Raw genomic sequence first — 20,238 nt, forward strand, 5'->3', positions numbered from 1 at the left:
CAAGTATTTAATCAATTTTCATCAAAGTCTATTGAGTATACCTTACTTATACCATCATCACCAATAGTAACTCCATGGATTTTTTCTGCAAGCTGCATGGTTGTTTGCCTATGAGTTATCATTATAAATTGAGAATTTTTTGATAGTGATGTTAGGTATTCTATATATCTTTTTATATTTGTCTCATCAAGTGCTGCATCGATTTCATCAAGTATTGCAAATGGTGCTGGATTTGTTTCAAAAATTGCAAATAAAAGTGCAACTGCCGTTAGGGCTTTCTCCCCACCTGATAATAATGATATGGATTTTAAAGATTTTGATGGTGGACGAGCTTCGATTTCTACACCTGCTAATAACTCATCATCGCTGTCGAGTTTTAGCCTAGCATTTCCACCCATAAATAAGACTTTAAATATTTCAGTAAATCTGTTATTGATTATGTCAAAGTTTTTCTTAAACTCATCTTTCATTTCATCTTCTAGACTTTTAATTAGCTTTTCAATATTTATTTTTGATTGCTTTAAGTCTTTTACTTGGCTATCAATAAAGTCAAACTCTTTTTTTGTATCATTGTAGTTATTTAATGAATCAGCTGTAAAATATCCAATATTATTTATACTTTTTTGTAGATTTATCAAATCAGTTTTATTTATCTTTTCAAATTTTGTGTCTTTGTAATCCTTATCAAGTTCATCAATTTCTTTTGATAAAAACGGTTTTATTTCGTCTATAAGATTATCGTAATCTTTTATAACTGACTCGTATTTATATGATAACTCTACTTTTTTAATATTTAATTTATTTAAGTCTTCTTCAAGTTTTTTTGCAATTGTTATTAATTTTTCATTTTCTGACTTACTTTCACTTAGGATTTGCTTTTTATTAGTTAATTCTTTTTCTAAGTCAGTTATTTCAGCAGATAATTTTTCTATTTGACTATTTAATTTTTCATTCTCAGCTTCTTTACTTGTAATTAGATTTTCAGTTTCTATTTTTAATTTACTTTCAATCTTTTTACTCTCAAATATATTTGATAATTCCGCTTTAAATCCAGAAATAGCATTTTCTATCATATTGATATCTCGACTTAAAATCTCAACTCTGTTTTGATTTTTAATTAAATTAGCTTGCAATTCTTTTATTTGTTCTTCGTTCTGGCTTACTTTTTTCTGATTTTCAGCCAATAAATTTTCATATTTAATTTTTTTAGTTTTTAAGTCATCTAAATTTAAATCAAAATTTTCATTTTCTACTATGTTTAAATTTTTGTTTAAGTCCTCTTTTTGTAAATTAAGGTTTTGCAGTTTATAAGATATATTTGAAATTTCATTATTTATATCATTTATTATTATTTTTGTTTGTTCAAATTTTTCTTGAACATTTTTATTTTCTGTAGATAAATTATTTCTAGTATTTAAAAGTTCATTTAATTTATTTCTTATTTCTGCATTTACCTTTTTTAAATCAGTTATTTTTTCTTTATTTTGCTCTAACTTTTTATTGCGATTAAGGATACCTGTATTTGTTTTTTTATTTTTATTGGAACCTGCAACCATGGATCCCCAACTATTTATAACATCTAGATTTAAAGTTATAATTCTGTATCCCTTAATTTTTTTGGATAAATTTGTTGCATCATCAATGTTTTTTACAATGACAGTTGACCCTAAAAAATGATTTATGATTGACTTATATTTTGAATCAAAGTCTAGCAATTCATTAGCCATTGCAATTACTTCTGGCTCATTTGGCTTTGCTTTTTCAAAAGAATTTATAGAATCAATCGGTAAAAATGTGATGCGGCCAATATTATTTTTGTTTACAAAATTTATCAAAGTCTTACTATCATCTTTTGTTCTAGTTACTATGTTTTGCACAGCTTGACCCATTAGATTATCAATTATTTCTTCATAGCCACTTTTAACACTAATAAGATTTGCTAGGGTATCTTCATATAAATGGTCTAAATTATTTGCCTTAGTTTTATTTAAAAAGTTCTGAACAGAATAAAAGTAGCCCTCATTAGAATCTATAAGATTTTTATTAAACTTATATTCATTTATCGATGTTTTTAGCTCAATATTGTTATTATTTAATCTTTTTTGTGAGTTATTTATATCATTTTCTATATTTATTAAATGACTTTCTATCTTTTCTTTTTTCTCACTTAAATTTTTGCTAACTTCTAGATTTTCTATTTTTTTCGCAGAAAGTCGATCGATTTTTTCATTGATAGCTTTTATTTCAAGATCCAAAGACTTAATTTTTTCTTGCTTTTCACTGATTTCCGCTGCGTGCTTTTCTTTAAGTAGTTCATTTGTCTTTGTATTTATTTCTAAATCATAAATTTGCTCAGATAGATTTTTATCTTCTGATTTTATAATTTTTATATCAGTATTTAATTTTTTATTAGCATCAACTAAGTCATTAATCTTATCATTTAAACTACTTATTTCATCTTTAGATTTATTTATTTCATCAGACTTTGCTTTTAGATTTTTATCATCATAAGCTAATTTTTCATTTAAACTTTTTGACTTTTCATCATTTGTAAAAATGTTTTGGCTGATTCTATCTAAATCTTTTTTATTGTAGGTCAATTCTTTATCATTTAATTCGATTTTATTTTTATTATTCTCAATAACTTTTTTTGATTTAGATAAATTTTTCTCTAAATCTTCGATAGAGCGGGATAACTCTTCGAAGTGTTTGTTAAATGGGTTTAGGTCTTTGCCAAGCTTTTCTAGTTTATTATTTTTATCATCTAAATCTTTTGAAATTCCCTTAATTTCACCAGCTAGTTTGTCTTTAGTTTGTATTAGACTAGCAGATTTTTCTTTTAAATACCCATAGGCTTTTTTATCCAAATCAGCACTTAACTCTTGCCATTTTTCATAATTTTTTGCTTCATTAGATAATTTTTCTAGGTCTTTAAATTTATATTCCCACTCTCTCTCGATAATTTCTAAGTCATTGCTTACTTTTGTAAGCTTTTTACCTGCCTCATCTCGTCTATATTTGTGTTTTGATATACCACTTGCTTCTTCAAAAAGGGCTCTTCTCTCAAAGTTTGATGAGCTAATTATCTCATCTATTCTTCCTTGTCCGATTAGTGAATATCCTTCTTTACCAATGCCGGTATCCAAAAATAATTCTCGAACATCCTTTAGCCTTACTTTTTTGCCATTAATTTTGTATTCATTTTCTCCATCACGGTAGATTCGTCTGGAAATTACAACTTTCTCGTATTCTGTAGGCAAAGATTTATCTTGGTTGTCAAATATTAAATTAACTTCAGCAAGATTTAATGAATTTTTTCCCTCTGCTCCTTGGAAAATGACATCATTCATTTTTGCGCCACGGAGGGATTTTACAGATTGCTCTCCCAAAACCCATCTAATAGCATCGGAAATATTTGATTTTCCAGAACCATTTGGGCCCACTATGGCTGTGATTTGTTTTTCAAATGGTATTATTGTTTTATTTGCAAAGGATTTAAATCCTTTAAGTTCTATGCTTTCGAGTCTAATAGTAAATCACCGCCGTAGTTTTTTCTTACATAATTTTCTATAAATTTGTCGATATTGAATTCTAGTTTCTTATCATTATATAAAATAAAATCTTCATAACTATTTTGGAATTTTAGATTTATTTTGTATCTATCATAAAAATACTTCTTGTTGGCCTTATTATTTCCAGCTATCAAAGAAATATTGCGATTGTTAGTATAAATTGTAAATTCATTTTCAATATGATTTTTATTTATAATTTCTTCAAGATATTTTTTATAAATTTCAGCTTCTACCAATTGTCTAAAGGCTGGGTGAAATGGTCCCGCCACTACATCTGCACCTTCATTTATATTTTCTGTTGGCTGAAGGCCTATCCTTATAATATTTATATCAGCGAATTTATAAAGCATAGCAGCTTCAGCAGAAACTTTTACTGCTTCATTAATAGTAAGTGGTTTATAAATTCCTGCATTATAAAGCATTTCAAGCTTTGTATCTTTAATTACAAGTGTAGGATAAATCCTTACAATATCTGGCCCAAATTTTATGGATTTTATAACAGTTTCTATAGTTTTATCAAAAGTATCGTTAAAAAGTCCAGGCATTATTTGATGGCCTAGGGTAAAACCATATTTTTTTATCATTTTTGATGCTTCATAACTTGCCTCTACACTGTGCCCTCTCTCATTAGCATCCAAAACTTTCTGGGTCAAGGATTGAATTCCAAGCTCTATGATATCAACTTTGTAATCTTTTAGTATATCAAGAATAGAATTATTTATATAATCAGGTCTAGTAGAAAGTCTGATTCTATCAATAATTCCCTTCTCTTTGTATTCTTTTGCAATTTCTAAATATCCAATCATTACATCTGGGTCAAGTCCAGTAAAAGATCCACCAAAAAATGCAATTTCCTTTATATTATCATTGTCCGGAAAATATTCTAAATTTTTCTCGATCTCGCCAATTACTTTGCTAGGATCCATTTTGTCTTTATAATTGGTAATTTTTATTTGATTGCAAAAGGCACAATCATGTGGGCAGCCTAAAAATGGTATAAAAATTGGGATAATATATTCTTTTTTAGTCATTTTTTATTCTTTCGTAGGCATTTTTAGCTGCATCTTGCTCAGCTTTTTTCTTATTTTTACCAACACCAGTTGCCAAAATTTTATCTCCAGCCTTTACTTGCATAGTAAAAATTTTATCATGCTCTGGGCCTTCTTGATTAATCAATGTGTATTTTAGGATTTTTTTATCATGTGCATTGTGATATTCTTGAAGCCTTGTTTTGTAATCATTAAACATGGAGTCGTCTTCAATAATTTTCTTAGCAGCATCAGTATAATTTTTGACTAAAAATTCATACAAATAATCAAAACCTGCGTCAAGATAAATTGCCGCACAAACTGCTTCAAAAGTATCTGCTTTTACGTGTTTTTTTAGTCCCCCACCGTGTTGCTTTTCACCTTTTCCAAAATTTAAATAACTTGTTAAGTCATATTTTTCACTGGCTTTTGCAAAAGAATCTGTGCATACTAATCTAGATCTTGTTTTTGTAAGCCATCCTTCTGGTTTGTTATTGAAATTTTTAAATAAAACTTCACTTACAACCAAATCCAAAACGCTATCTCCCAAAAATTCCAAGCGTTCGTTGCTTTTTACATTTGTCTTTGCTTCATTTGTATAGGAAGAATGAGTAAAGGCTACATCTATCAACGATTTGTCATTGAATGTGTAGCCAATCTTATCTTCAAATTCTTTTATTTGTTCGAGTCTTAATTGTGTTATCATCAAATTTTACTTTCTATAAGACTTGCTATATCATCTAAACTTTCGATTTCATCTAGCTCATCTTCTTCAAATTCTATGTCGTATTTTTCTTCTATAAGCATTATAAAATCAAGCATATCAATAGAATCAATATCAAGATCTGATAATTTTGTATTCATGTCTAAATCATTAAAATCTATGTCAAGATTATCATTTGCTAGTTTGATTAATTCATCAATTACCATTTAATTCTCCTTCGATTTTTTCTATAACATTCATTTCTATATATTCTATTAGGCCTAGGATTGCATTTGAAAATGCTATGTCATTTGTGCTGCCATGGGCCTTGTATACATAAGATTTTACCCCAAGAAGTGGCGCTCCTCCAACTTCATCTGGACTAAATTTGTTTGCCAGAGATTTTATATCATTTTTAAGTATTGCACCTGCAATTTTATTTTTAGGAGATGAATATATTAATTTTTTAAGTTCAGATCCAAAACTTTTTAAAACGCCTTCTGTTGTTTTTATTGCAATATTTCCATCAAATCCATCTGCCACAATTACATTTACTTTTCCAGTTAATAAATCACGGGCTTCAATATTTCCTGTGAAATTCATATTAGATTCTTTAAGAAGTTTGTAAGCCTCTTTTGTAAGAGCATTTCCCTTATGTTCTTCAACGCCAACATTTAAAAGCCCTATTTTAGGATTAGTTATGTGCATTACATTTTCAAGATATACCCTCCCCATTAGGGCAAACTCATATAAAAATTCTGGCTTGCAATCCATATTTGCACCAGTATCCATCAATAGAGTTATTTCTTCATTTAAAGATGGGATGTTTGCAGCAAGACAAGCTCTTTTTATGCCCGGGATTCTTCCTGCAATAAACAATCCGCCAGCAAGCAAGGCTCCAGTAGACCCTGCAGAAATTACTCCATCATATCCTTCTTCTTTACTCTTTTCATAAGCTAAAACTATGGAAGCATCTTTTTTCTTCCTAATGGCTCTTACTGGGTCTTCATCATTTGAAATAAATTCATTTGTAGGAATTATTTCGTAATTTTTTATTCTATCGTGAACTAAAAGTTTTATTTCCCTATCATTTCCTACAAAAACAGGTATAAAATCACGTTTTCCAAGTGCTTTTACTGTACCATCGATAATTGGCTTTGCACCAGCATCTGCTCCATAAGTATCTATTAATATTCTCATAATTTTCCTCATTTTTTGTATAAAAAAAGATAGTGCTTAAACACTATCTTATTCTACATCAATTATTGCTTCGCCTTTATATTCTCCACAGTTTGGGCAAACTCTGTGTTGAAGTTTTGGCTCGTGGCAATTTGGACACTCAACATAGTTTGATCTGTTCAAAGTATAAGCTGAGGCTCTTCTTTTATTTTTTCTAGTTTTAGATGTTCTTCTTTTTGGTACTGCCATCGTTACACCTCCTCTTATCAGTTTTAGCAATCTTTTATATTATATATTGAGATATCCCATATGTCAAGGTTTTTATTTTACTAAATCTTGTGTATCCCTTGCAATCATTAGCTCTTCGTTTGTAGCAATTACCATAACTTTTACTTTAGAATCTTCTGTAGAAATTACGTGTTCGCCGCCACGGATATTGTTTGCTTCTGGGTCGATTTTGATACCAAATTGTTCAAATCCTTTTAGGATTTCTTCTCTCATTTCGATTGAGTTTTCACCGATACCACCTGTAAATACAATAGCATCTACTTTTTCAATTTCTGCCATATATCCTGCGATATATCTTTTTGTTCTTGTAGTAAACATATCAAGGGCATATTGAGCTCTTTCGTTTCCATTCTTAGCTGCATCTTCAAGATCTCTAAAGTCTGAGCTTACACCTGATACTCCAAGTACACCTGATTCTTTGTTTAAGATGTTGCTCATATCTTCAGCAGAAACTCCATCTTTTTGTTCAATGTATGTTACTACTGCTGGATCTAAATCTCCTGATCTTGTTCCCATTACTAGTCCTTCAAGTGGAGTAAGACCCATTGATGTATCAAATGATTTACCTTCTTTAACAGCTGTAATTGATGATCCATTTCCTAAGTGAGCTGAAATGATGTTTGTTTCTTCAACTGATTTTCCTAGAAGATCAGCTGCTCTATTTGTAATATAATTGTGGCTTGTTCCGTGGAAACCATATTTTCTAATAGCATCTTCTTCATAGTATTTATAGTCAATACCGTAAAGATAAGTTTTTGCAGGCATTGTTTGATGGAAAGCTGTATCAAATACTGCTACATTAGGTACATTTGGTAGTAATTCTTCACAAGCTTTAAGTCCCATTAAGTTTGCAGGATTGTGAAGTGGAGCAAATTTAGCTGCTTCGTTAATAGCATCTTTAACTTCATCTGTGATAAGGGCAGATTTTGTCATTTTCTCTCCACCGTGAACAAATCTATGTCCTACAGCATCAATTTCATCAAGGCTATTAATTACTCCATTTTCGCTATCAACAAGTGCATCAAATACATGTGATACTGCTTGTGTGTGATTTTCCATAGCTTCTTCGATTACAAATTCATCTCCGTTGTTTTTTTGAACTAAACGGCTTCCTTCAATTCCAATTCTCTCTACAAGTCCTTTTACCATTACTTCTTCATTTTCCATGTTGAAAAGTTGGTATTTAAGTGATGAACTTCCGCAATTTATTACTAATATTTTCATTTTATCTCCTTATATTTTTATACATACATTATACCTGTACCCTCTAAAATTTAAAATCAATAGGTACGTCTAATAATCATTTTAATACTTTTGCTATCTTTTTCCAAATCATCATTATTTTCTACTAGCTTAAACCAAGCTTCAGAATTAGCTTTACTACTTCCTACTCTTACATTATCTACTGTTACTTTATATACATTTTGTAACTTCGATTCATCATTATTATTGTAGTGCCAAATTCTAATATAGTATCTTTGATTTTCATAATATACATTTCTTGACTTATCTAACTCATAATTATCTGTATTTTTCTTATCAAGCTTAGAATTATCATCTAAGATTATATCCTTTAATTCATCATAATTTTCAACTAAAAATCTATTCATCACAGACTCAGCTAAATAAATAGATTGTTTTTTACTATACAAATCTCTTATGTACTCATTTGTATTTTCATTTTGCCTATAAACAAATGTAATTGTAAGGGATAAAACTAAAAGTACAAATAGAGTCAATATTGATACAAATCCCTTTTTCATAATCTTTTACCAACATTTATTAAAGTTTCATATCTAAGCCTAGGATTGTCCTTATTTATGATAATTTTTACCCTTTCATTTTCTACGTCAAAATATAAGTAAAGGTCATCGCATTTTGATATTGGCACTTTTGTATTTCGTAAGCCTTGATTTGAGATATTTGTTATTTCAGCAAATAAAGTTTTTTCATTAGATGATTTGCTAATATCTGTCAAAAATCTGTATGTAGAAATTTCTTGATCACTATTTGGCTGTGCTTTATTAATTATGTAAAATTTGCAATTACTCTCTCCATTATCCTCTGTAATTTCTATTTTATAAGAGTTTCTAATTATATTTTCTATATATGTAAATCCAACCGATGTTGATTTGAATTCGAGCTCGTTAGTGAAAGTTTTTTTTGAAGCATTAATGCTCGTTCCAAAAATCATGTATGAAGTTAAGATTAAGATAGATGCAATAGCTAGTGATGTTAGTAATTCAATTAGAGTAAAGCCTTTTTTTCTCATAATTTTCCTCTAAAAGTTCAAGCTCATATTTATCTCGTTTTACTATTATTCTATCTAAATCTTTATTATAAATAGACCTTGTAATTGTTATTTCATATCCATTTACATATATTACTTTTGAATTATAGCTTGGATTTGTATTTGATTTCTCAGCTTCTAGGGCCTCTTCAAGAGCAAATATTATTTGTGGATCTTCTTTTAATTCATCAGAAGAATTAATAAGAGTTTGTAAGGATGGTAATAGAAAAGTAGCGATTAAAGCAAGTATCCCTAATGCTAGTATGGTTTCAATCAAAGTGAAACCCTTTTTATGTTTTTTCAATTCTAGTTCGTCCCCCTACCGGCGCAATAATTAACTTATATCTGTTTTTGTCTAATGGATCAAACTTATATTTTAAATAAATAGTGTCCGAGCCACCAACACTCCCTGTTGAGTAAAAACTTACTTGCTGATTGTTATAAGTTTGCATCTCAATATACTCTAATTTGCGACTTTTCTTGTAATTAATTCCCGAATCAATTCTGTAATTAGTCCTATTAAAAGATATGTAGGATGTATCACCCGTTGTTTGTGATTTAGTTTTTGCATATTGGATATCGTTAATCAAAGTTTGAACTTCAATTTCAGATTTTATTTTATGTAAGCTTGAAAATCGAAAAAAACCGATGGCTAGTATAGCAGACATTATAGCTAAAACTACTATTAATTCGATTAAAGTAAACCCACGCTTTTTCATTTACTTAAACTCCAGGCAAATTTAAAATTAAAAATGACATAAATATATAAATACAAAATGGTATTTGTGATTTTAGCGTTCTATTTTTGTAAGCGATAGCTAATCCTGAAATAGCACCAAGCCAGATTGATATTAGTATAAAATAAATAATTTTTTGATTAGGCAATATTAAAAATAGCGTTAGATAATAATAAATATCACCATCTCCCAATCCCTTGTTTGATGCCAAATATATTATTACATATGCAATTATAAATAAAAATGTGATTTTAAAAAACTCTAAATCAAATGTTAAGAAATTATACCTGTATATTATGCCTAATAATGCTAAAATCCCAATTTGATTCATATAGATATCAAAAGTTTTTAAATCTATAACTGCTATTATAAGTGAAAGTAATATTACCAAAAAAATCAAGCCTGATTTAATTATTTCAAATGGATTGAAGAATATAATAGCAAACAATCCTGATATGAATTCTAATATTAAGTTATCTATTGAAATTTTACCCTTGCAATATCTACATCTACCTTTTAAAAATATAAAACTTAATATAGGAACTAAATCCCAGGCTTGTAATCTGTGGCCACAATTGTCACAATGGCTGGGAGGACTTATTATGCTTTCTTCTTTGATTGTGCGATTTATAACTAGATTTGCAAATGATCCAAAAATCGCTCCTAGGAAAAATAATAAAATATAGACCACAATTAATTATTTGATTTAAAATAATCTTCCTCTGGACTAACAATAATGGACTGAGGTGAAATTGTAACAGTATATCCATTTGGAGTATTTCCACTAGAATCCTTTAACCCAACAGGAATTTTCGGCCATTTTTCTACATAGTTTTTATGATCGGAATCTCCTTCATTCCAATTAATTTCTTTATCTGCATTGCTCATCTCATTTCTTCTTAAAAGCGCAGCAGACTTTAACATTTGCACATTACTTTTATGAGCAGCCTCAGCAGCAGCAAGTCTTGAATTATTATATTTTGGAAGGGCTACTGCAGCCAAAATTCCTATAATTGCTATTACAATTACTAATTCAATTAAAGTAAATCCTTTTTTCTTTTTATTTTTCATTTTCACTCCTAAAATCCAACCCCATTTACCGATTCAAATATTGGCAATGCTATGGCAAAAACTACAAAAGCAACTACTATACTCATCACAATTATCATCACAGGTTCTGCAAGAGATGAAATATGACGAAGCTTATAAATATAATCTGTGGCAAAATATTCACTTGATTTCTCTAAGGCTGATCTCATCTCTCCACTATCTTCACCAATCTTTATCATTGATATCAATAGAGGTGAAAATATTTTTTTACTAGATAAACTAGAACTAAGACTAAATCCTTTTTTTAGATCAATTATTATTTCATTGAAGATTTGTTTAACAAATTGATTTTTAAATGATTCTTTTATAATATCTAAACTAGTTACTATATCGACATCTCCAGCTTTTAGAATATAAAGTAAGGATGTAAGTTGATATTCCAAGCTTAATCTTCTGTACTTAAAAAATGGTAATTTTAAGAAACCAAATTTATCTATCTTAAGCTTAGTTTCATTATCTTTTCTTAAAATTAAAATACTAAATACAATTGCAAGAAGAAATATTATTATATAAAATCCATAATTAGAAATAAATCTCGAAATTTCCAACAAAATTTTTGTAGATGTTGGTAAATCTTTGCCGAAAGATTCGAATACCCCTTCAAAAGTTGGCAAAACAAAATTCATTATGATTACAATTATGATAATCATAACAAATAAAAGCATAATGGGATATGTAAGTGCTTGTTTGATTATATTTTTATTTTTGCTTTCTTCGTTTATGTAGGTAGATAGTTCATCAAGAACTTCTGCCATTCGCCCACTCTGATCTCCACTTTTTATAAAAGCTACTAACATGGGATTAAAAAATTTCTTGTTGCGATTAAAGGCATCGTTTATTGATAGTCCCTTTGATAAGTCGAAATTTATTTGGTGGAGAGCATTGCTGAGTTTTTTATCTAGCTTTTGTTGTTCAATTATCTTTAAACTCCTATCAAGTGGAACACCTGCCCCAATTAGTAAAGATAATTGTTTTAAAAATAAGGACATAATCCTGCTATCAATCTTGCTAGAGGATATATCCTTATTTAAAAATTCTTTTATTTTATTTAAATTTAAATTAGCCACATTAAACTGTTAATAATTCATTATTTTTCTTATCAGCTAATTGTTCTACTTCTTCGATACGTTTGTCTGTCAGATTTTGAAGTTCTTCTTCAAGTGAGAATCTATCATCTTCTGTGATATCCCCAGATTTTTCACTTTTTTTCACTTCATCCATTGCATCACGTCTTTTATTTCTGATAGAAACTTTTGCATCTTCTGCGTATTTTCCTACTTCTTTTGTGTATTCTTTACGTCTTTCTTCAGTAAGAGCTGGGAATGGTAGTCTGATAACTTCTCCATCGTTTTGTGGGTTGATACCAATATCTGCTTTAATAATAGCTTTTTCGATTGGTCCAACATTTGTTTTATCCCAAGGTTTGATAACTAAAAGTCTAGCCTCTGGAATAGTTATTGTCGCAGCTTGATTAATTGGAGTTTCGTTTCCAAAATATGAAAAAGTAATACCATCTAAAACTGCTTCTGAAGCACGTCCAGCTTTAATATTTGCTATTCTACTTTCGAATGACTCAACAGCCTGTTTCATATCTTTATCAGCTGATGATTTAATTTCTTCATAATTCATTTAAAATTTCTCCTTTACAATTGTACCGATAGCTTGTTCATCCGTGAAAATTTTTACCATATTGCTAGGGTCATCTATTCCAAACGCAATAAGTGGCATAGTATTATCCATAGCAAGACTAGTTGCTGTGGTATCCATGATTTTGATTTCTTGTTGCAATATTTCTTTATATGTTAATTTGTCATATTTAACTGCATCATCAAAAAGATTTGGATCTTTATCATATATTCCATCAGTACCTGTTTTTCCTAGAAGGATTACATCTGCATCAATTTCTAGAGCACGTAGGCTAGCTGTAGTATCTGTTGAAAAATATGGTAATCCAGTTCCTGCAGAAAAAATTACTATACGATTTTTCTCTAAATGTCTTATAGCCCTGCGTCTTATATATGGTTCAGCAACTTCTTTCATATCTATGGCTGTCATAAGTCTAGTATCCATACCCATCTCTTCAAGACTGCCTTGGATCCTTAAACCATTCATAACAGTACCGAGCATACCAATAGTATCTGAGCTAGCTCTTTCTATTTGAGCTCCAGAACGACCCCTCCAAAAATTACCACCACCAACTACAATTGCTATCTCAACATCAAGCATATGAACTTTTTTGATAGATGCACAAATGTTTTCTATAACTTCATCATCAAATCCAAAGCCCTTGGTACCTGCGAGGGCCTCACCACTTAATTTTAATACAACTCTTTTAAATTTTTGCAAAACTGCCTCCTATTAATATAAATTATAACCTATTTTAGAAAATTTTAACATAGGGGCTTTAAAATTTATATAAATATTAAGAAATACATTTTTAGACAAAAAAATAAACCGTTGAACTAACAACGGCTTAAATATTTATTGGTGCGGGATAAAGGAGTTGAACCTTCACGAGAAATTCTCACTAGATCCTAAGTCTAGCGCGTCTGCCAATTCCGCCAATCCCGCATGGGGTGAGTAGTGAGATTCGAACTCACGGCCTCCTGGGCCACAACCAGGTGTCTTAACCAACTGGACCATACCCACCAGGTCATTACCCTTACTATTATACACTATATAAAATTTATGTCAAGTTTTTTTAATATAATTTTTACATTTACTTTACATAAGATTTATCTGCATAATTAAAGGCCATCCATGCATTCTTAACTGTAAAAATAATTATAATACTTTTACCCATAGCTTGTCAAGCTTTTTTTGATTTTTTTTAAAAAACTTTCTGAAAGTGTATTTTACAAGATATATAGTAGAATATATGAGAGGTGAATTAGATGAAAAATAATAAAACAATACTAAAAATATTTGCAGTAATTATTGCCATTGCCATGGTTGCCCCTATTTTGTATAGTGCTTATGCTTCATTTGCTGGTCTATGATTATAGAGGCTATAGATTATTCTGATAAATATAACTTAGTAATCCTAACCATATCTGGTGAGAATTTTAATATATCATATGATTTATACAATGACTTACAATTAAATATAGATGATGAGCTTGATTTTGATATATATAAAGAAATTTTAAATGACGATGAGTTTAATAGAGCAAAAAACTTTGCACTTGGAAAAATATCCTACGCTCAAAAAACTAGTTTTGAAATAGAAAAATTATTAAAAGATAATGACTTTTCTAATGAAGCAATTCAAAAAACAATAGATTTTCTAAATGAATATGGAATCTTAAATGATGATCTTTTCGTAAAATCCTATGTAGCTGATAAACACAATATTGCTAGATGGGGTAAAAATAAAATACGTTATTCTCTAAAATCTAAAAGAATTAGTGATGAATTGATAGATACTTATATAGAAAAAATAAATTATGACGAAGAATACGAAAACGCCTACAATTTTGCTTTTAAAAAAGCTAGAGATGATTTTTCAATTGAAAATAAACAAAAAGTATATAGATATTTAGCGGGCAAGGGTTTTGAATTTGATATCATTAATAAAGTAGTTGGTGAACTTTTTAAATGACTTATGGTTATGTATATATTTTAAGATGCAAGGATGACTCATTGTATACTGGATGGTGTGTTGATGTAAAAAAGAGATTAGCCTTACATAATTCTGGAAAGGGCGCAAAATATACCAGATCAAAAAGACCCTGCAAATTAGTTTATTATGAAGAAATATCTAATAAATCTGAGGCTTTAAAGAGAGAAATTGCAATAAAAAAATTATCAAAGGCAAAAAAAGAGGACTTAGTTAGAAATTTTAATCTAACTTAGTCCTTATTTTTATCTTCTAAAACTAGCCTTCAATTTTTCAAAAAATCCTAGTTTTGGAATTTCTACTTCTCTTTCAGAAATTAGATTATCAATAACATTTTTAAAATATTCTCCTGTTTTTACAGATCCAAGATATCTTGATGATTTGCCATCGATAGTATCTTTATGGTTTCTGATATCAAAATTATCTGATGTTTTATTTATAAAAAATGTATCGCTATCATTTACTAATCCCAAATCATTTTCTCCAATAATGTCTACTGAAGTCTTATTTGAAATTAAGTTTTTATCTACTCCATCGATGACAACATAATCATATGAAATATCATTTAAGAGATTATTAATATCTTCCCCTTTGATTTCATATTTATCTTCTAAAAGAGGGCTTATCATAAAGTCTAGATTATCATTTTCATGAACTAGCACTGTTTCAAGTGGTGCTAGCCCTGTGAAATAATCTGCCAAATCATAAGTAATCATCCCATCTTTTTGAAAATAATCTTCAATGTTTGAGCTTGTGGCGCGCTTTCCTTGGAGTAATAAAACTTTATTATTTTCTTGTAAGTGCTCAGCTAAATTTACTGAAAAATCAGTTTTTCCAATAGCTTTTGGACCATTTATAATATAAACTTTCATTTTTCTTCCTTTAGTTTGGAGTACCATCGGCACTATCATTATCTTCTTTTATATCTTTATCTTCTTTATTTTGATTATCTTCAGGCAATCCTTGCTGATCATCTGCTACAGAATCACCAAGTTCTGCAATATCTGCATCATTTGGAGTATCTCCGGAATTTGTAAGATAAACGTCTAGGTCAAAATATTTGGAAATTACATCTCTCATAATTGGAGTTGCATTGTATGATGTATCACCTTGAGTGAGGACTATACTTATTGAAATTTCTGGGTCATCATATGGTGCAAAACCTACCAGCCATGCATAAGAATCATAGTCTGTTCCATCTAGGTTTTTACCTTCTACTTCTGCTGTACCTGTTTTGATACCTATATCTACCGGCATTTGATTTAATATTTTGTTATTTTGAGATACTAAAAGTGTACCGTATTTAATATCTTCAAGATATTTTTTATCCTTTATATCTATCCTTGATCTTTCAGGTACATTGTTAAACAATATATCCCCAGAATCATGATTTGTAACCTTATCTACTAGGGTAAATTTATTTAAATAACCACCATTTGTAAGAGTAGCAATAGCCCTATTCATCTGAATCGGGGTGTAAGAATTTTGCCCTTGGCCGATTACAATGTTTAGCATATCTGTAATATCCCATTCAGCTTGGTTTAAATATGTGTATTTAATAGTATCAGTAAGACCTGCTCTGTCTTCACCTTTTGCTATCTCTGCGTCATAACCTTTTTCATCTAAAAACTCAATTATATTTTTACGAGTCCATTGGCTTGGATTTGCAGTCATTTTTACAATTTCTAGGACATCACTTTCAAATTCGCTTCTAGATTTTTTTACTCCATCCTTTAGATATACTGGCAATTTTTCTTCTAGATAACTTTGTAGCATCATCTTAGTAATTTCAACTTTTTTACCAACTGATGGTATATTTCCAGTTGTTTCTTTTGGTATATTCACCTCAATACCTGTCGGTTGATCGAGTCCTAGTTTTTCTGCTGCAATCCTAATATCATTTAAGTCTAGTTTTGTACCTATGGACTTACCATCATGCGGATTTTCCCCAAGAGCTAAAACATAGAAATAATAGTTATTAGAATCTCTAATTGCCCCATATAAATTTTCTTCACCTTGAGTTATACCATATTCTGTCCAAGCTAAGTTATTAAATCTCTGGTTACCTACTTCTACATAACCATAGTCTGTAATTACTGCTTGTGGATCTAATCCACTTTCTAATGCTGCTAGTGCTGTTACTAATTTAAATGTTGATCCAGGCATAACGGCAGTTTGTGTTGCAATATTTAGCATTGGACGAGGCACAAGTGGCCCACTATCTTCTTCTACCTGTAAACTTTCCCAGTCTGATTGAGAAATACCAGTAGAAAATAAATTTGGATCATAATCTGGGAAAGAAGCCATAGCTAAGACTTCCCCAGTTTTTACATTTGACACTACAACTGCACCACTTGATGCGTGAGGAGCCTGTCTAAGTGGCATAAAGCTTCCATAATCTGATTCATATTGGTAGCCTTTACTTATTGCTTCCAAAACACCTTCTAATGATTTCTCAGCTTGTTCTTGAAGATCAGCATCAATTGATAAATATAAATCATCACCCGGTTCTGAAGGCGTTTGAGATATAGTTTGTTTTCTATTTCCTGCTGAATCTACAGTTACTAATGATTTACCGTTTTTACCCTTTAAGTTATCTTGATATGATTCTTCGATACCTGTCTTACCAATGATTTCATCACGTAAATAATCACGTTCATTTACATACTTATCTACTTCTTCAGCTGTCGCAATTGGTCCCATATATCCTAGGATATGACTTGCTAAATATCTATTTGGATAAGATCTAATTGGTATGGTATCTACTTGGATGCCCGCAGTCGAATCAATATTCTCTTCTATTTTTAAAACTGTGGATTCGTCAATATTATAAACTAAGTTGATTGGTCGATATCCAAAGTTTCCTTGACGATTAATTTTATTGTCTATAGTTAGGATACCTAGTGCTTCAAGATCAGAATAATTTTCTAGACCATTGATTTTCTTTAGATAATTTAAGATTTCCTTAGCGTCTTGTTCATTTTCAAGTATTGAAACAACTTTATCAAGGTCATTTATCTTATCTTTTCCTGCATAATAAGTATAAAAATTATTTTTTTCGATATTAAATGTATAGTCCCAATCATCTGGATCATCTTCAGAAATATCTATGGATGGATAAATATTGTTTTGTGTGTTTGCATTTTGTGCCATATATTTTATATCTTCAGATAAAATAAGTGGTTTTAGCAAATTATTTTCATCGGCAATTCTAGCAAGCTCATCTACTGGTGATCCCGCTTGTGGATTTTTAAAATTAATATTTACCTTATAGGTATTTTTTTCATCTTTTGTTTCCGTAATAACTTCAGTCTCAAAGTTTGCATAAATCCCTAGATTTTCTAGCTGTTGAATAAGCATATCAGCTGGAATGACATAAGATCCATCATCTTTTACACTAGCTTGGCTAAGAACATCATTTATCGTTGAAGTTTTTACTATCTCGTAAAAATCGTTACTTGGTTCACTTTTTAGTGTAACTTCTGGATATACTTTTGATAATTTAGCCTTTTTTTCAATCATATCTTCATTTGCTTTTACAACATATGGTTCCATTTCAATGCTTCCTAGTAAATTAGCATTTTTGAGAAGATCATATGCCAACCTTCTAGCATTTGAATTTTGTAAAATTGAAAGCAAGACTGATCTATCGTTTCCTACAGCATCAACTACAACATCTATAGGAGCTTGGTCTTCGCTATATCCGACTGCTTTAAGTTTGTTTTTTGAATTTTTCCTATAAGCCATTTTTAGTTGACCATCTTCTTGACTAACATTTGCTGGAATATCAATTCCACGTTTTTTTAGTGCAAGCAAGGCTGTGCTCATAGTTTCATATTCAATATTTTCATCTTTGTATACAGTAGTTAAAAAGTCTCTTACAAGATCATTGTCTATTATTGTTGATACTGCTACTTCTGTAGGCATTTGGCCTAAGATAAAATAATCTTCTTTTCTTTTATATACAAATGAATTTAATTTTAAAGCAAAATCATCTGTATAATTTACTCCATCAGCCTCTAGGATATTAACAAGTTTTCCTAAATTTTTTATTCTGTCTTTTTCTTCTACTTCTTGAAGTTGGTCCTTATAAATTTGAACAGCAAAAGATGGGATACTTGTTGCAAGTATTTTCCCATTTCTATCATAAATATTACCACGGCTTGCAATTTCATCTACCTCTTTTACTTTTCTATTATCTGATAAGTCTCTATAATAATCTCCCTGGCCAATCATAACTGTAAATAGCCTACCGATTATAACGGCCATTAGGAGAATTACAAGAATTTGAATAAATACTAATCGTCTTTCCTTTATCTTCCTCACTTTAAAAACTCCTAAATCCTATATGTTGGTATATACATTATTTTCTTAACTATATAATAGTAAATAAAGTAAATAAGTGTATTTAATATAGATTCAACTAGTAAAGGTGTTGGCAAGTAATTCATCAAATTATTTTGTCCAGTAAATATAAAATAAATTAATGTTAAAAGCAAGAAGTTAAAAATACTTGCAAAAAATGTCATGACAAGACCTGTTGGTTTATCTTTTGCTAAATTAAGTCTATCACTTGAAACAAATGATCCTACCAAAAAATATGATAAGGCTCTAGGACCTACTAGGTTAGTAAATAGAAAATCTTCAATTAATCCTGTAATCATCGCCCCATATGGTCCAATTTTATTGCCCAATATTTGTGAAAGAGCAACTATTGCTGGAATCATAATGTTAATATTAGCTCCAAAAATATCAATTTTAGAAAAAATTGTTGTTTGGAGAATAAAAGATATTAAAAATACTAAAAAAGTTTTAAATTTATTCACTTATATTCTCCTCCTCTACTCCATTAGCTTTTTCATCTATTTCATAAGAATTATTGCCTTTAAGTACTAAAACTCTATAAACATGTGAAAAATCTACTGGTGAATCTACTGTAATATTTTTTCTAAGTGAATCTTGACTCATTGAAACATTACTGATTGTCCCAATATATATACCATATGGATATACTCCACCTAGACCACTTGTCATTACTACATCAGAATTTTTTGCTTCACTTTCTACATCTAGCATATATCCTTGAATAGTTCTTGATGTAAATTTATCAATAACCCCATAGTCACCACTTCTGGTGTTTATAAAGGATACGTCATTTGCTTGATTATTAATTGTTTCAACACGAGCTGTACTTTCAAATACTTCAGTAACTTTACCTACTAATCCTGTGTAATATTTACTATCTCCAATAGCTTGTAAGATAATATCATTTTGTTTAATACCATCTTTTTTCCCCTTATCTATTGTAAAATTGCTGGTTAGAGAACTTACATCAGAGTTTACAACATTTGCTTTAATGTATTCATTTTTTGAACTATCTACAGCCTCTGCCTCATTTTTCAAAAAGTCCTCTTTATTTATTACAGATGTAAGTCTAGCATTTTCCATTACTAGCGATCTATTCTCCGCTTCAAGTCTCATTACTTCTGCTCTGGTTTCTTTAGAACCAACTGTTCTTTCAATTTGATTCATTATTTCTGATGATACCGAGTATGTAACACCCTCTATTGGTTTAAATATTGTATTTGCAATATTTGATCCAGCACCTGAAAGAGCATCAGTTTGTGAAGAAACTCCCATTACTATTAAGAGCGCTAGGACTGTAATTATAAAAGATTTGTTGGATTTTTTAATTCTTCTATATGCCATTTT

The 20,238-nt window shown here is 29.8% G+C and carries 22 protein-coding genes and 2 tRNA genes; 2 read left to right on the forward strand and 22 right to left on the reverse strand.

Annotated features, from left to right (window positions below):
• Positions 1–11: 11 nt before the first annotated feature.
• The 18 genes from smc to ACKRLN_RS05080 all read right to left on the reverse strand — a co-directional run bounded on the left by smc (position 12) and on the right by ACKRLN_RS05080 (position 13,556).
• Positions 12–3,530 carry a chromosome segregation protein SMC gene (smc, locus tag ACKRLN_RS04995; protein ID WP_416335381.1) on the reverse strand — a complete coding sequence of 1,173 codons (3,519 nt, stop codon included), beginning with the start codon at positions 3,528–3,530 and terminating at the stop codon, positions 12–14.
• Positions 3,512–4,603, reverse strand: coding sequence for an elongator complex protein 3 (locus ACKRLN_RS05000; RefSeq protein WP_416334459.1), 1,092 nt, complete (start codon positions 4,601–4,603; stop codon positions 3,512–3,514). Before ACKRLN_RS05000 ends, smc begins: the two co-directional genes overlap by 19 nt.
• Positions 4,596–5,306, reverse strand: a complete 711-nt coding sequence (rnc, locus tag ACKRLN_RS05005; protein WP_416334460.1) for a ribonuclease III — start codon at positions 5,304–5,306, stop codon at positions 4,596–4,598. The genes ACKRLN_RS05000 and rnc overlap by 8 nt, the downstream gene beginning before the upstream one ends.
• A complete protein-coding gene (locus ACKRLN_RS05010; RefSeq protein WP_203126908.1) occupies positions 5,306–5,530 on the reverse strand; it encodes an acyl carrier protein in 225 nt (74 codons plus the stop codon). Before ACKRLN_RS05010 ends, rnc begins: the two co-directional genes overlap by 1 nt.
• Complete coding sequence (plsX, locus tag ACKRLN_RS05015) at positions 5,520–6,503, reverse strand: phosphate acyltransferase PlsX (RefSeq protein ID WP_416334461.1); 984 nt, start codon at positions 6,501–6,503, stop codon at positions 5,520–5,522. Before plsX ends, ACKRLN_RS05010 begins: the two co-directional genes overlap by 11 nt.
• 48 nt (positions 6,504–6,551) lie before the next feature.
• Positions 6,552–6,731, reverse strand: coding sequence for a 50S ribosomal protein L32 (rpmF, locus tag ACKRLN_RS05020; RefSeq protein WP_203126906.1), 180 nt, complete (start codon positions 6,729–6,731; stop codon positions 6,552–6,554).
• 72 nt (positions 6,732–6,803) lie between these two features.
• Complete coding sequence (locus tag ACKRLN_RS05025; RefSeq protein ID WP_416334462.1) at positions 6,804–7,994, reverse strand: acetate/propionate family kinase; 1,191 nt, start codon at positions 7,992–7,994, stop codon at positions 6,804–6,806.
• 56 nt (positions 7,995–8,050) lie between these two features.
• A complete protein-coding gene (locus ACKRLN_RS05030) occupies positions 8,051–8,533 on the reverse strand; it encodes a hypothetical protein (RefSeq protein WP_203126904.1) in 483 nt (160 codons plus the stop codon).
• Entirely contained in the window at positions 8,530–9,042 is a 513-nt protein-coding gene (locus ACKRLN_RS05035; RefSeq protein ID WP_416334463.1) for a type II secretion system protein, read from the reverse strand. The genes ACKRLN_RS05030 and ACKRLN_RS05035 overlap by 4 nt, the downstream gene beginning before the upstream one ends.
• Positions 9,014–9,364 (reverse strand): competence type IV pilus minor pilin ComGE, encoded by a 351-nt coding sequence (comGE, locus tag ACKRLN_RS05040; RefSeq protein WP_296141908.1) that lies wholly within the window; start codon positions 9,362–9,364, stop codon positions 9,014–9,016. The genes ACKRLN_RS05035 and comGE overlap by 29 nt, the downstream gene beginning before the upstream one ends.
• Positions 9,351–9,779 carry a pilus assembly FimT family protein gene (locus tag ACKRLN_RS05045; RefSeq protein ID WP_296141910.1) on the reverse strand — a complete coding sequence of 143 codons (429 nt, stop codon included), beginning with the start codon at positions 9,777–9,779 and terminating at the stop codon, positions 9,351–9,353. Before ACKRLN_RS05045 ends, comGE begins: the two co-directional genes overlap by 14 nt.
• A gap of 4 nt (positions 9,780–9,783) precedes the next feature.
• On the reverse strand, positions 9,784–10,488 hold the full coding sequence (locus tag ACKRLN_RS05050; RefSeq protein ID WP_416334464.1) for a prepilin peptidase: 705 nt from the start codon (positions 10,486–10,488) through the stop codon (positions 9,784–9,786).
• A gap of 2 nt (positions 10,489–10,490) precedes the next feature.
• Entirely contained in the window at positions 10,491–10,868 is a 378-nt protein-coding gene (locus ACKRLN_RS05055; protein WP_416334465.1) for a type IV pilin protein, read from the reverse strand.
• Positions 10,869–10,876: 8 nt separating this feature from the next.
• Positions 10,877–11,974, reverse strand: a complete 1,098-nt coding sequence (locus ACKRLN_RS05060; RefSeq protein ID WP_416334466.1) for a type II secretion system F family protein — start codon at positions 11,972–11,974, stop codon at positions 10,877–10,879.
• Between the two features lies 1 nt (position 11,975).
• Positions 11,976–12,536, reverse strand: a complete 561-nt coding sequence (gene frr, locus ACKRLN_RS05065; RefSeq protein WP_416334467.1) for a ribosome recycling factor — start codon at positions 12,534–12,536, stop codon at positions 11,976–11,978.
• Entirely contained in the window at positions 12,537–13,253 is a 717-nt protein-coding gene (gene pyrH, locus ACKRLN_RS05070; RefSeq protein ID WP_416334468.1) for a UMP kinase, read from the reverse strand.
• A gap of 139 nt (positions 13,254–13,392) precedes the next feature.
• Positions 13,393–13,478 (reverse strand) — tRNA-Leu (locus ACKRLN_RS05075).
• A 1-nt stretch (position 13,479) separates the two neighbouring features.
• Positions 13,480–13,556: transfer RNA gene (locus ACKRLN_RS05080), tRNA-His, on the reverse strand.
• A gap of 346 nt (positions 13,557–13,902) precedes the next feature.
• On the opposite strand from ACKRLN_RS05080, the gene ACKRLN_RS05085 reads away from it, so the two are divergent.
• Both ACKRLN_RS05085 and ACKRLN_RS05090 read left to right on the forward strand, forming a co-directional pair.
• Entirely contained in the window at positions 13,903–14,508 is a 606-nt protein-coding gene (locus ACKRLN_RS05085; RefSeq protein ID WP_416334469.1) for a regulatory protein RecX, read from the forward strand.
• A complete protein-coding gene (locus ACKRLN_RS05090; RefSeq protein ID WP_203126890.1) occupies positions 14,505–14,762 on the forward strand; it encodes a GIY-YIG nuclease family protein in 258 nt (85 codons plus the stop codon). Before ACKRLN_RS05085 ends, ACKRLN_RS05090 begins: the two co-directional genes overlap by 4 nt.
• Before the next feature lie 9 nt (positions 14,763–14,771).
• Here the strand turns inward: ACKRLN_RS05090 and ACKRLN_RS05095 are convergent, their stop codons facing one another.
• Genes ACKRLN_RS05095 through mreC form a run of 4 tightly spaced genes read right to left on the reverse strand, consistent with a single transcriptional unit; the run spans position 14,772 to position 20,235 of the window.
• A complete protein-coding gene (locus ACKRLN_RS05095) occupies positions 14,772–15,398 on the reverse strand; it encodes a hypothetical protein (protein ID WP_416334470.1) in 627 nt (208 codons plus the stop codon).
• Between the two features lie 10 nt (positions 15,399–15,408).
• Positions 15,409–18,852, reverse strand: coding sequence for a penicillin-binding transpeptidase domain-containing protein (locus ACKRLN_RS05100; RefSeq protein ID WP_416334471.1), 3,444 nt, complete (start codon positions 18,850–18,852; stop codon positions 15,409–15,411).
• 11 nt (positions 18,853–18,863) lie between these two features.
• Entirely contained in the window at positions 18,864–19,352 is a 489-nt protein-coding gene (gene mreD / locus ACKRLN_RS05105; RefSeq protein ID WP_203126884.1) for a rod shape-determining protein MreD, read from the reverse strand.
• Complete coding sequence (gene mreC / locus ACKRLN_RS05110; protein WP_416334472.1) at positions 19,345–20,235, reverse strand: rod shape-determining protein MreC; 891 nt, start codon at positions 20,233–20,235, stop codon at positions 19,345–19,347. The genes mreD and mreC overlap by 8 nt, the downstream gene beginning before the upstream one ends.
• Positions 20,236–20,238: the final 3 nt, after the last annotated feature.

Origin of the sequence: Anaerococcus sp. AH8042_DFU013_CI05, assembly GCF_047936775.1 — a bacterium.
GTDB lineage: Bacteria > Bacillota > Clostridia > Tissierellales > Peptoniphilaceae > Anaerococcus.